The 12367-nt window shown below is 65.6% G+C and carries 13 protein-coding genes and 1 pseudogene; 6 read left to right on the forward strand and 8 right to left on the reverse strand.

The window, feature by feature from the left end:
- Positions 1-28 precede the first annotated feature (28 nt).
- Positions 29-451 (forward strand): organic hydroperoxide resistance protein, encoded by a 423-nt coding sequence (locus MK313_RS09150; protein ID WP_287781004.1) that lies wholly within the window; start codon positions 29-31, stop codon positions 449-451.
- Between the two features lie 72 nt (positions 452-523).
- Here the strand turns inward: MK313_RS09150 and MK313_RS18205 are convergent.
- The 3 genes and pseudogenes from MK313_RS18205 to MK313_RS09165 form a co-directional block, all read right to left on the reverse strand.
- Positions 524-744, reverse strand: a pseudogene (locus tag MK313_RS18205) (universal stress protein).
- The gene (locus MK313_RS09160) at positions 650-934 is read right to left on the reverse strand and encodes a hypothetical protein (RefSeq protein WP_287781008.1); all 285 of its coding nucleotides are present in this window, start codon (positions 932-934) and stop codon (positions 650-652) included. The pseudogene MK313_RS18205 and the gene MK313_RS09160 overlap by 95 nt, the downstream one beginning before the upstream one ends.
- Before the next feature lie 71 nt (positions 935-1005).
- Positions 1006-1902, reverse strand: a complete 897-nt coding sequence (locus MK313_RS09165) for a LysR family transcriptional regulator (RefSeq protein ID WP_287781011.1) — start codon at positions 1900-1902, stop codon at positions 1006-1008.
- Between the two features lie 122 nt (positions 1903-2024).
- Here MK313_RS09165 and MK313_RS09170 point away from each other — a divergent pair, with 122 nt between their 5' ends.
- The gene (locus MK313_RS09170) at positions 2025-3107 is read left to right on the forward strand and encodes a TauD/TfdA family dioxygenase (RefSeq protein WP_287781013.1); all 1083 of its coding nucleotides are present in this window, start codon (positions 2025-2027) and stop codon (positions 3105-3107) included.
- Between the two features lie 9 nt (positions 3108-3116).
- On the opposite strand, the gene MK313_RS09175 is transcribed toward MK313_RS09170, so the two are convergent.
- From MK313_RS09175 to queE, 5 genes are all read right to left on the reverse strand, one after another.
- Entirely contained in the window at positions 3117-3758 is a 642-nt protein-coding gene (locus tag MK313_RS09175; RefSeq protein ID WP_287781015.1) for a LysE family translocator, read from the reverse strand.
- Between the two features lie 66 nt (positions 3759-3824).
- A complete protein-coding gene (locus MK313_RS09180; protein ID WP_008944453.1) occupies positions 3825-4451 on the reverse strand; it encodes a TetR/AcrR family transcriptional regulator in 627 nt (208 codons plus the stop codon).
- Positions 4452-4523: 72 nt separating this feature from the next.
- A complete protein-coding gene (gene queC / locus MK313_RS09185) occupies positions 4524-5222 on the reverse strand; it encodes a 7-cyano-7-deazaguanine synthase QueC (protein WP_287781017.1) in 699 nt (232 codons plus the stop codon).
- Positions 5219-5587: a 6-pyruvoyl trahydropterin synthase family protein gene (locus MK313_RS09190; RefSeq protein ID WP_121220599.1), complete on the reverse strand. Its 369-nt coding sequence runs from the start codon at positions 5585-5587 to the stop codon at positions 5219-5221. The genes queC and MK313_RS09190 overlap by 4 nt, the downstream gene beginning before the upstream one ends.
- Complete coding sequence (queE, locus tag MK313_RS09195; protein WP_287781019.1) at positions 5587-6219, reverse strand: 7-carboxy-7-deazaguanine synthase; 633 nt, start codon at positions 6217-6219, stop codon at positions 5587-5589. The genes MK313_RS09190 and queE overlap by 1 nt, the downstream gene beginning before the upstream one ends.
- A gap of 238 nt (positions 6220-6457) precedes the next feature.
- Between queE and MK313_RS09200 the strand changes: the two genes are divergently transcribed.
- The 4 genes from MK313_RS09200 to MK313_RS09215 all read left to right on the forward strand — a co-directional run.
- A complete protein-coding gene (locus MK313_RS09200) occupies positions 6458-7426 on the forward strand; it encodes a PstS family phosphate ABC transporter substrate-binding protein (RefSeq protein WP_008944457.1) in 969 nt (322 codons plus the stop codon).
- Positions 7427-7564: 138 nt separating this feature from the next.
- Positions 7565-10198 (forward strand): ABC transporter permease subunit, encoded by a 2634-nt coding sequence (locus tag MK313_RS09205; protein WP_287781022.1) that lies wholly within the window; start codon positions 7565-7567, stop codon positions 10196-10198.
- A gap of 25 nt (positions 10199-10223) precedes the next feature.
- Complete coding sequence (gene pstA, locus MK313_RS09210) at positions 10224-11960, forward strand: phosphate ABC transporter permease PstA (RefSeq protein ID WP_287781024.1); 1737 nt, start codon at positions 10224-10226, stop codon at positions 11958-11960.
- Positions 11961-11991: 31 nt separating this feature from the next.
- A partial coding sequence (locus tag MK313_RS09215) for an ATP-binding cassette domain-containing protein (RefSeq protein ID WP_287781026.1) occupies positions 11992-12367 on the forward strand: 376 nt, incomplete at its 3' end.

Here is a 12367-nt window from a genome sequence, read left to right on the forward strand (position 1 = left end):
CACGCAGAAGCCTCAAAGGAGACAGATCATGAAAATCCTCTACACCACGGAAGCGACCTCCACCGGCGGCCGCGACGGCAAGTCGGCCACCAAGGATGGCGCGCTCTCGGTTACGCTCAACACTCCGAAGGAGCTGGGCGGCGCCGGTGGCGACGGCACCAATCCGGAGCAGCTGTTCGCCGCCGGCTATTCGGCCTGCTTCCTGGGCGCGCTGAAATTCGTCGCCGGCAAGGAGAAGGTGAAGGTGCCGGAAGACACCAGCGTCACCGCCTCGGTCGGCATCGGCCCGCGCGATGACGGGCAGGGCTTTGGCATCAAGGCCGACCTCACCATCGCCATTCCGGGCCTCGACCGGAAGACCGCCGAGGATCTGGTGCAGAAGGCGCATGTCGTGTGCCCGTACTCGCACGCTACCAAGGGCAATATCGAAGTGTCGCTGACGGTGGCGTAAACGTCTTCGGCTGCAATAACGACAGGCCCGCGTTCCATGGCGCGGGCCTTTTCCGTTGCGGTGAGCGGCGGATCAGCCCGGCAGGGGCGACGGCACGGCCAGCACATCGCGGTCGGCCTGGCGCAGTACCCCCTCCGCGACGCTGCCCAGCATCACACGGGACATGCCGGTTTTCCCTGCGTTCCGACGACGATCAGGTCAGCGTCCAATTCCCTGGCTGTCGTGCAGATCGATTCGGCAACTGGTCCGGCGGCCGGCGCGCAATGGATCGTTGCGACCATCCCGATGCACATCAAGGGCGTCAGCTACGAAGATACCCAGGCGACGTTGTTGCAGGTCTGCCGCTCGGCCGGTTTCACCGGCAAGATCGTGGTGACCTCGCACCATGGCGCCGATACGGAGGCGCTGTTGACCTCCGGCGCCGATATCGTGCTGGAGCCGTTTCAGGATGCTGCTGACCGGCAGCGAGCCCGAGGAACGCACGGAAATTCCCGAGATCGAGTCGGAGGAAAAGCAGGTTCCCTGAGGCGACCTCCTGCCCCCCGCCAGGGCAATCAGGGCGTGGCGTGGGCCAGGAAAAGCGCCAGCGCCGCCGCCACCACCGGCCGGCTGGCCCGGTCGGCGCGCCACACCAGCACCATCTCCCGCCATAGCGGCGGGTCGAGCGGCCGGATGGCGACATGGCCGGCCTCCGCATCGCCGCGCGCCACGATTTCTGAGATGATCGTCCAGCCATAACCGGCACGCACGAAACCGATGAGCGCGTCGGCGCTGCCGATATCGGTGATCCTGAGCCGCGCCGGATCGGCCTCCGTCAGCCAGCCATCGATTCCGCCGCGGATGGAGCCGGCGCGGTCGAACAGCACGAGCTGCCGGCCTTCGAGATCGCGGGGCGTGATGCTGGCCATGCCCGGCGCTTCCGATGCCGGGGTCACGCAGACCATCCGGTCGCGGTAGAACAGCCGGCTTTCCAGCGCGGGCTGGACGGGCGTGGCGGTCAGCAGGCCGATATCGACGCTGCCCTCCAGCAGGCCGGGCAGCAGATCGACCGTGTTGCCGGTCAGGATGCGCAGATCGATGCCGGGATGCCGGTCGCGCAGGCTGGCGACCACCGGGGGCAGCAGATGGCGGGTCGCCGTGGCGCCGGTGGCCAGCACCAGCTGGCCGACGAGTTCCGCCCGCTGCCGGGCGATGGCGTCGAGCGCGGCCTCGATCTCCCCGGCGGCACGGGCGGCGGCGGCGATCAGCATCTCCCCCTCCGGCGTGGGGCGGCTGGTCCTGCCGCTGCGGTCGAGCAGCGCCACGCCGACCTGCTGCTCCAGCAGGCGGATATGGTTGCTGACCGCCGGCTGGGTCAGGGCCAGCCGGTCGGCGGCCAGCGAGAAACTGCCGGTCCGCGCGACCTCGGCCAGGGTGCGCAGCCGTTCCAGCGTCGGCAGGTGCCGGGCCATGTTCTGCTCCAATGGATAAAAATAGTTGATCAGAAATATCAAAATTCAAAATTTTTAAAATACTGAACTCCATCGGGTCATGGGGCCCTCGATACCGCATCCGCGACGAAGGGGAGTGAGCGATGGAACAGCGCAGGGAGCCCACCATGCCGGCCGGGCCGGTTGGCGGCAGCGCCGCCTGGACAGTGCCGCAGGTGATGATGCGCGACGACTGGATTTGCCGGCTGAGCGACAGCGACGTGGCGGAGATCGATGCGGCGGTGGCCGATAGCCGCGCGCGCGGCCTCGCCATCACCGAGATCGAGCGCGACGATTTCCCGCTCGACCGGCTGACGGCGCGGCTGGGAGCCTTGCGCGCGCAGATCCGCTCCGGGCTCGGTTTCGGCTATATCAAGGGGCTGCCGGTCTGGCGCTATGACCGCGAGACGCTGCTGCGCATCTATTGGGGGCTGGGCCGGCATATCGGCGACCCGGTGACGCAGAACCGCAATGGCCATCTGATCGCCCATGTCATCGATGTCGGCGACCGGGCGGGCGACAATAAGCGGTTGACCCAGAGCAATGCCGAACTGTGCTTCCACGCCGATTCCTGCGATGTCGTGGCGCTGTTGTGCATCAACCGCGCGCGGGAAGGCGGCGAGAGCATGATCGTCAGCGCGGTGGCCGTGCATGACGAGATGATGCGCCGCCGCCCGGATTTGCTGCCGGAACTCTACAAGCCGGTCTATATGGACCGGCGCGGCGAGGTGCCGGACGGCAAGCTGCCCTGGTTCGGCATGCCGTTGTTCACCTGGCATCGCGGCCAGATCAACGGCTATGCCCCGATCCGGCAATATGTCGAATCGCTGGCGCGCTTCCCTGACGCGCCGCGCATCTCCAACGCGCAGATGGCCGCGCTCGACCTGTTCTACGAGATATGCGAGGAGGAGGAGTTCTGCCTGCGCCTGCAGTTCGAGCCGGGCGACATCCAGTTCCTGCAGAACCATGTCGTGTTCCATTCCCGCACCGGCTTCACCGACTGGGACGAGGCGGAGAAGAAGCGCCATCTGATGCGGCTGTGGCTGTCGCTGCCCGATGGCCGGCTGCTGCCGGATTCCTATGCCGAGAAATGGATCAATATCGAGCGCGGCACACGGCGCGGCGGCGTGCCGACGATGACGCCGCCGGTCATTCCGCTCGATCCGATGGCGCGTGCTTATGGATAAAGCGGGCGCTCAGCCCGCCTTGCGCCAGGCCACGGTCATGATGCCGGCGCCGATCAGCAGCGAGCCGCCGACCCGGTTCACGCCGCGCTGCACCGCCGGCTTGCGGATGGTGCGCCGGGCGGCCTGCGCCAGCAGCGCATAGGCCAGCGCGTTCAGCGTCGCCAGGGTCAGGAAGGTCACCCCGAACACCATCATCTGCGGCACCACCGGCAGGCTGGCGACCAGGAACTGCGGCAGGAAGGCGACAAAGAACACGATGCTCTTCGGGTTCAGCGCGGTTACCGCATAGGTGTGCGCGAAGATGCGCCAGGGCTTCACGCCGGCGCCGATCTCCACTGGCCCGCCGGCGGAGACGGGGGCGCGCCACAGCTTCACACCGAGATAGATCAGGTAGGCCGCGCCCACCCATTTCAGCACGGTGAACAGCGCCGCCGATGTCGCCAGCAGCACGCCCAGCCCCAGCATCGAGGCAGTCATCGCGGTGAAGTCGCCCAGCGCCACGCCGGCCACCGTCGCCCCGGTCGCCTGCCGTCCATGGCCCAGCGCATAGGAGATCACCAGCAGAATGGTCGGGCCGGGAATCGCCAGCAGCACGGCGGCGGCGGCAACGAAGGCCAGCCAGTGTTCGACGGAGAAGAGTGCGAGGTCCATGGAAAATCTCCTGCCTGTAAAGGGGAGACTAATCCATGGCCGGCGGGGCCGCGCAACCTCTATCCGCTACTCCGCGACGGCGGCCAGGCGCGGCGCTTTCTCCCCGCCATAGGCATGGGTCAGCACGCGCAGATAGGCGGTGTAGAGATGTTCCAGCCGGTCGAAGGAGCCGGCATCGGAGGTGATGGAGCCGGCGCTGTCGATGATGGCCACGATCTGCACCACGATGTCGCGGGCCGGTGCGTCGGCTGCGATCTCGCCCCTGGCGATGGCCTGGGCGAGGGCGTCGTTCACATAGGCCTCGGCGGTTTCCGAAAAGCCGCGCAGCGTGTCCTTGGATTTCCGGCTCAGTACGTCGGATTCGAGGCGCATGCGCGAGATGATGCTCCACGGCCGTCCGTCCTTGCCCGCCGGGTTGAAGCGGCGGTAACGCTGCCGGTTGAACTCCATCATCCGCCGCACGCGCTCGACATAGGCCAGGTTCTCGGCGGTCCAGATCGCCTTCAGCTCCACCGCCGTACCCTCGACATAGTCCTGGATCACTTCCTCGATCAGGTTCTTCTTGGTGCCGAAATGGTAGTGGATATTGGCGCGCGTCGTGCCCAGCCGGTCCGCGATATCCTTGAAGCGCAGGCCGCGGTAGCCATGGGTGATCAGCAGCTCCGTGGCGACTTCCTTGATGCGATCGCGCATGCGCGGTTCCGTTCCGTGCTGTTCAGGCAAATATCTCAGTGGCCGGCAGCCTAGCAGATTTTCATATCTGATTCAGCCGGCCCGGTAGCGCCGCCAGCCCTCGGCGCGCAACTCGCAGGCCGGGCAGCTGCCGCAGCCATGACCCCAGTCATGGACCTTTGTGCGGTCGCCCAGATAGCAGCTGTGGGTGAGGTCGCGCGTGATTTCCACCAGCGGCGCGCCGCCCAGCCGCTCGGTCAGCCGCCAGGTCTCTGCCTTGTCGATCCACATCAGCGGCGTATGGATGACCAGCCGCGTGTCCATGCCCAGCGTCAGCGCGACCTGCAGCGCCTTCAGCGTGTCGTCACGGCAGTCCGGATAGCCGGAATAGTCGGTCTCGCACATGCCGCCGACCAGATGCTTCATGCCGCGCCGGTAGGCGATGGCGGCGGCGAAGGTGAAGAACAGCAGGTTGCGGCCGGGCACGAAGGTATTGGGCAGGCCATTCTCCTGGAAGGCGATCTCTCCCTCGCCGGTCAGCGCGGTGTCGCTGATGCCCTTCAGCACGTCCAGCGGCAGCAGATGATCCTCGCCGAGCTTTGTGGCCCAGGTCGGGAAAGTGGCGGCGATGGCGTCGCGCACGGTCTGGCGGCACTCCAGCTCCACCCGGTGGCGCTGGCCGTAATCGAAGCCCACGGTCTCGACCCGCTCGAACCGGTCCAGCGCCCAGGCCAGGCAGGCGGTCGAATCCTGCCCGCCGGAGAACAGCACGAGGGCGGCGTTGTCCTTCATGCAGCAGGACCGAAATAGCGGCAGGTTTCGCCGCTGCTGTCGCGCAGCACGGTCACGCAGGCGAGGCCCGGTACCTGGCCGTCGAGCCGCCGCCAGATCCAGGCGCTGAGATTCTCCATCGTGGCCGGGCCCAGCCCCTCCACCTCGTCGAGGAAATGATGGTCGAGCGCCTGCCGTGCATCCTCCATCAGGCGCGACAGCATGCCCAGATCGACGATCATGCCGGTTTCCGGATCGGGCGTGCCGCGCACCGTCACCTGGGCGCGGTAGGAATGGCCGTGGATGCGCCGGCTGGACTCGGCCTCGATGGTGCGGTTCAGCGTGTGCGCCGCATCGAACCTGAATTCCTTGCTCAACTCGAACATCACGGGATACCGATCATCTTGTGGGTCTGCACGCTCAGCCGCCAGTCCGGGTGGTCGAGGCAATAGGCCACCGCCGCCGCCGTATTCTCCGCCCGCGCCGGCCCGTCCATCGGCTGCAGCCAGAAATGCCGAAAGGACAGGGTGGTCATGCCCTCCGGGCCAAGCCCAGGCTGCGGATAGACCAGCTTCAGCTCGTCGCCCTGACGCAGCACCCAGTCGGCGCCTTCCTTCGGGCTGACGCAGACCCAGTCGATGCCGGGCGGCGGTTCCAGCGTGCCGTTGGTCTCGATGGCGATCTCGAAACCGCGCGCATGAACCGCATCCACCAGCGCTTTGTCAAGCTGCAGCAGCGGCTCGCCGCCGGTGAACACGACATGGCGGCGCGCTGTCTCAGTGCCCCAGCAGGCGGCGATGGCATCGGCCAGGGCATCGGCATCGCGGAATTTGCCGCCGCCTTCGCCATCGGTGCCGACGAAATCGGTGTCGCAGAACCGGCACACCGCGCCGGCGCGGTCTTCCTCGCGCCCAGTCCACAGATTGCAGCCGGCAAAGCGGCAGAACACGGCGGCGCGGCCGGCCTGTGCGCCTTCGCCCTGGAGGGTCTTGAACAGCTCTTTCACCGAATAGGTCATGGGGCCACTTTCTGCCGTGTGGCGGCGTTTCCGGCAAGGATAGATGATTCTGCCAATTCGTCGGGAGAGAGTCCGCGCAATGTCATCGTCGTGTCACAAAACCGCAACGCAAATAGGCTAAGACACGGGGGCGACCAGAACGGTTTCGGGCTTGGGTTTTGGCGCGCAGGGGGTCAATGCGGCGCCCTACGTTTTTGCCCGAAGCCGCGATGCCACTCAGGAAGATGGAGCCTATAACATGAAGAAGTTTTCTGCCGCGCTGGCCGTTGCCGCCGGCCTGCTGGTTTCGACCAGCGCCATTGCGCAGGGGGTCGATCCGAACCTGCCGTCCTACAAGCCGACCAGCGGCGTTTCGGGCAGCCTGAAGTCGATCGGTTCCGACACGCTGAACAACCTGATGACGCTGTGGGCCGAAGGCTTCCTGGCGCAGTACCCGAACGTGAAGATCGAGATCGAGGGCAAGGGCTCCTCGACCGCGCCGCCCGCGCTGATCGCCGGCACCGCGCAGTTCGGCCCGATGTCGCGCCCGATGAAGTCGAAGGAAATCGACGACTTCGAGAAGAAGTACGGCTACAAGCCGACCCCGATCCGCTCGGCGGTCGATGCGCTGGCCGTCTATGCGCACAAGGACAATCCGGTCAACTGCCTGTCCATGCAGCAGATCGATGCGATCTTCTCCAAGACCCGCAAGGGCGGCGAGAGCGCCGACATCACCACCTGGGGCCAGGTTGGCGCCACCGGTGAGTGGGCCAGCATGCCGATCTCGCTCTATGGCCGTAACTCGGCTTCGGGCACCTATGGCTACTTCAAGGAAGTCGCGCTGTTCGACGGCGACTACAAGGACAGCGTGAAGGAGCAGCCGGGTTCCTCCACCGTGGTGCAGGGCGTTGCCTCCGACAAGGGCGGCATCGGCTACTCCGGCGTCGGCTACAAGACCGCAGACGTGAAGTTCATCGAGATCAAGGGTGCCGACGGCAAGTGCTACGGCCCGACCGCCGAGAACGCCTATTCGGGTAACTTCCCGATCGCGCGTTTCCTCTACATCTACGTGAACAAGAACCCGAACCAGGCGCTTGACCCGGTCCGTGGCGAGTTCATCCGCTACATCTACTCCAAGCAGGGTCAGGAAGCGGTCGTGAAGGACGGCTTCTTCCCGGTCAACCAGGGCCTCGCCGCCGAGGACCTGAAGAGCTTCGGCCTGATGTAATCGGCTGCGGTGCGGGCGGCGTTCGGCGCCGCCCGCATCTCTTTTGCTTGATCCTGTATTCTTTTATCCCTTTCTTCCTACGCTCCGGCGTCGCGCTGCTCTGGCGGGCGTCGTTCTGAAATCGGGCTGAGGGTTATCATGGCCAGCGACGCCAACGACGCTTCCACCGGAACCGGCAAGACTGCCATCGGCACGGTCCGGCGCCGCAAGGCGACCAGCGCTTCCGTCCTCATCACCGACAAGATCGCCGATTGGGGCATCACCATCGGCGGCCTGATGGTGATTGTTGCCGTGTTCGGCATCATGGTGTTCCTGGCCCAGGTGGTGGTGCCGCTGTTCCTTGGCGGCGATGTGCGCGACACGCGTACCTACCAGATTACGCCGGCAAAGCCTGTCGCCTGGATCAGCACCGACGAGTACCAGACCATCGGCATCCGGATCGCCGATGACGGGCGGATTTCCAGCTTTCATCTTGATACCGGCACGCCGCTGGACAGTGTCGATCTGGATTTCGGCGGTCGGCAGATCACCGCCATGGGCTCCACCTCCGACGGTTACAACCTGGCCTTCGGTTTCGAGGATGGCACGGTCCAGTTCGGTGTGATCCAGCCGAAGATCGAGATCCTTCCGGGCGATGCGCTGCCGACCGCGGCGAACAAGCTGAACGACCGCGACCTGACGGACGGCACTGCCGTCTATTCCCGCATTCCGGGCAACCAGCTCCGCCGCGTCTCGCTGCAAACGACGCTGGACGAACCGCAGGCGATTTCGGAGGCCGGGCGCCCGATCCGCGCCATCGATTATCGCATCGGCGGCACGGCGGAGCGCCCGACCCGGTCCTTCGTGACCGTGGATAGCGATGGCGTGGCGCGCGTCAGCCGCACGGAAACCACGGTGAACCTGCTCACCCGGCAGGCCAGGACGCGTGTCCTGACCTCTACCCTGCCGGACCTGCCGGGCGGCATCCGGGTGACCGAGCTGCTGATGACCAGCCGTGCCGACCAGGTTTATGTCGCCGATGAGAACGGCAATATCTACCGCTACGATACGCGCGATTTCGCCGCGCCGGTTCTGGCCGAAACGATGAAGGCGTTTCCGGGCGCCGAGCGCCTTACGGTGCTGGGCTTCCTGAATGGCGAGCAGGGGCTGGTCGCCGGCGGTTCGGAAGGTTCCGTGCGCATCTTCTACCGGCTGCAGCCGGACAATGCCGGCACCAAGGACGGCTACAGGCTGACCCTGATCCGCGAGCTGGAGCCGCATAGTGCCCCGGTGGTCAACTTCGCTGCCAGCCAGCGCAACAAGTCGCTGGTGACCATGGACCTCGACGGCAATGTATGGCTGCGCCACAACACCAGCGAGCAGACCCTGCTGAAGCTGGAGCGCGATGCGCTGACGGACGAAGGCACGCAGATGCTGCTGGCGCCGCGCAACGACGCCATCCTGATCGCCGACCGCACGGGGCAGGTGAATTACTGGACCTTCCAGGTGCCGCACCCGGAAGTGACCTCGCGCACCATCTTCGGTAAGGTCTGGTACGAGGGTTATGACGGGCCGAGCTACACCTGGCAGTCCTCGTCCGGCACCGATGTGTTCGAGCCGAAATTCTCGCTGACGCCGCTGATCTTCGGCACCATCAAGGCCACCGTCTATTCGCTGCTGTTCGCCATCCCGATCGCGCTGCTGGGCGCCATCTACACCTCGGAATTCGTGCACAGCCGCATCCGCGGAACCGTGAAGCCGGTGATGGAGATGATGGAATCGCTGCCGACCGTGGTGCTGGGCTTCATCGCCGCACTGCTGCTGGCGCCCATCGTCGAGACCTGGATCGCGGCGGTGCTGCTGGCCTTCGGCGCGCTGCCGCTGTCGCTGATGCTGGCGGCCTATCTGTGGCAGGCGCTGCCGTCGCAGATGAAGCTGCGGCTGGATGGTATTCCGAAGTTCGCGATGATGTTCGTGGTCATCGGCCTTGGCTGCTACATCGCCTATGCCGCCGGCCCGCTGTTCGAGAATGTGTTCTTCTACGGCGACCTGAAGGCCTGGACGAACGGGACCATCGGCACCGGCCTGCCCTTCCTGTTCCTGGTGCTGCTGCCGCTGTCCTTCCTGGGCGTCAGCTATGTCTTCGGCCGCACGGTGGGCACGACCTACCGGCTTGCGCTGCGCGACATGCCGCAGAACCGGGCCTCGCTGGTCGATCTCGGCCGCTGGCTCGCCATGCTGGTTGCCGCCGGCATCGTCAGCTACATCCTGGCGGCGTCGCTGACCGCCATCGGCTATGACCCGCGCGGCGGGGTGGTCGATACTTACGTGCAGCGCAATGCGCTGGTGGTCGGCTTCGTGATGGGCTTCGCGGTCATCCCGAACATCTACACCCTTGCGGAAGATGCGCTGAACGCGGTGCCGTCCTCGCTGCGCGCGGCCAGTCTGGCCGCCGGTGCCACGCCCTGGCAGACGGCGATGTGGGTGGTGCTGCCGACCGCCATGTCCGGCGTGTTCGCGGCGGTAATGATCGGCATGGGGCGCGCCGTCGGCGAGACCATGATCGTGGTCATGGCGGCGGGCAACACGCCGATCCTGGACTGGAACGTCTTCAACGGCCTGCGCACGCTGTCTGCCAACATCGCGGTGGAACTGCCGGAGGCGGTGCAGGGTAGCACGCTCTACCGCATGCTGTTCCTGGCGGCGCTGACGCTGTTCGCCATGACCTTCGTCATCAACACCGTGGCGGAAGTGATCCGCCAGCGCTTCCGCAAGCGCGCCTTCCAGCTTTGATCCGGATATATCAGGGGAACCGGGAATGACCGCGACCGCCGAAAAAGACATGAGCCGGACTGCCGCGAAGCCGCGTTCGGTGCGCAAATACTCGGCCGATATCTCGGCCGTCGGCGAGCCCTTCCTGTGGGGGCTTGGCGGCGCGCTGGCGCTGGGCATCATCCTGATCGCCGGCTTCCTGACGCTGATCTTCTGGAATGGTGTCACCACCTTCTGGCCGAAGCCGGTGGCCGTGGTTACGCTGAATGATGGCGCCAAGGTCGCGGGCGAACCGTTCCGCGCGGAGGTGTTCCGCCCCGATGCCGCCTTCCTGCAGGCGCTTACCCCCGCTCAGCGTGCCGAGGTGGCCGCCGATGACGGCTTCGTCAGCCGAACCATGTACCGGATCGGCAATTACGACCTGTTCGGCGAGGATTTCCGCTGGGTGCCGGAAACCCAGAAGGCCGATGTCTCCTATCCGGAGAATTTCTTCTTCTTCGAGCGCCAGGAATGGGGCGCTTTCGTCGGCACCATCGCGGCGGTCGATCTGGCCGGCCGCAAGCTGGAAGGGCCGGGGATCGATCTTTCGCTGCTGCATGACGAACAGGAGGCGGCGCGCGACCGCTTCGAACGTATCCGCGAGATCGAGCGCGACGAGATCGGCGCCATCAATCATTACCTGAACGAGCTTCGGCTCGATGTCCGCCGGGCGGAGCTGCGCTATGGCCCGGACAGCCCGGAAGTGCGCGAGGCGAAGGCGGAAGCCGAGGCACGCGCCGCCGAACTGCAGGTCGAATACCGGGCACTGGCCGAAACCGCTTCTGCCATCAAGGCGGAGGATGCGCAGTACCGCATCACCCTGGCCGCAGTCGATGGCCAGACCAAGGAGATGCAGCTGTCGCAGATCGTGCGCTTCTATGCTGCCAACGACCTGTCCTATTTTGAGAAGTGGGGCGTCTATCTGTCGCGCTGGGGCGAGTTCCTGAGCGAAGACCCGCGCGAGGCCAATACCGAGGGCGGCATCCTGCCGGCAATCTTCGGTACGGTCGTGATGACGCTGATGATGGTCATCGTGGTCGCGCCCTTTGGTGTCATCACCGCGCTCTACCTGCGCGAATACGCCAAGCAGGGCCGGTTGGTCGCTATCGTCCGCATCTCGGTGAACAATCTGGCCGGCGTGCCTTCCATCGTCTATGGCGTGTTTGGCGTCGGCTTCTTCGCCTACACGGTGGGTGGCGGCATCGACGCGCTGTTCTTCCCGGAGCGGCTGCCGAGCCCGACCTTCGGCACCGGCGGCATATTGTGGTCGGCGCTGACGCTGGCACTGCTGACCGTGCCGGTTGTCATCGTCGCCTCGGAGGAGGCGCTGGCCGCCGTGCCGCGTTCGATGCGCGAAGGCTCGCTGGCCTGCGGTGCCTCGAAGTGGCAGACCATCAAGTGGATCGTCCTGCCCCGTGCGATGCCGGGCGTCATGACCGGCCTGATCCTGGCCATGGCGCGTGGCGCCGGTGAGGTGGCGCCGCTGATGCTGGTGGGTGTGGTGAAGCTGGCGCCGGAATTGCCGGTTGACGGCTTCTTCCCCTATATCCATCTGGAACGCAGCTTCATGCATCTGGGCTTCCACATCTTCGACGTGGGTTTCCAGTCGCGCAATTCCGAAGCCGGCAAGCCGATGGTGTTCGTCACCACCCTGCTGCTGCTGGCCCTGATCGTCCTGATGAATTCCTCGGCGATCTATATCCGCAACCGGCTGAAGAAGAAGTTTGTCGGCAGCCAGTTCTGATCGCTAACCGCCGCCCCGGAGTCTAGATCCCATGACCGACAGCGCCACGCTCGAACCGTCCGCCCGCCCGGCCCCGCCGCAGGAGACGACCTATCACTTCGTCACCTCGCCGGAAGGCTCGGTGATCGACGTGAGTGATTTCAAACTGTGGTACGGCTCTTCGCAGGCCCTGCACGACATCAACCTGACCTTCCAGCGTGGGCTGGTGACGGCGCTGATCGGCCCGTCCGGCTGCGGTAAGTCCACCCTGCTGCGTTCGCTGAACCGGATGAACGACCTGATCGACGGCTTGTCGATCGACGGCCAGATCACCATCAACGGGCAGGATATCTACGGGCCGGGCGTGGACGTCATCGCGCTGCGCAAGCGCATGGGCATGGTGTCCCAGAAACCGAACCCCTTCGCCA

It is taken from the genome of Oceanibaculum sp. (assembly GCF_022449305.1).
Classification (GTDB): Bacteria; Pseudomonadota; Alphaproteobacteria; order Oceanibaculales; family Oceanibaculaceae; genus Oceanibaculum; species Oceanibaculum indicum.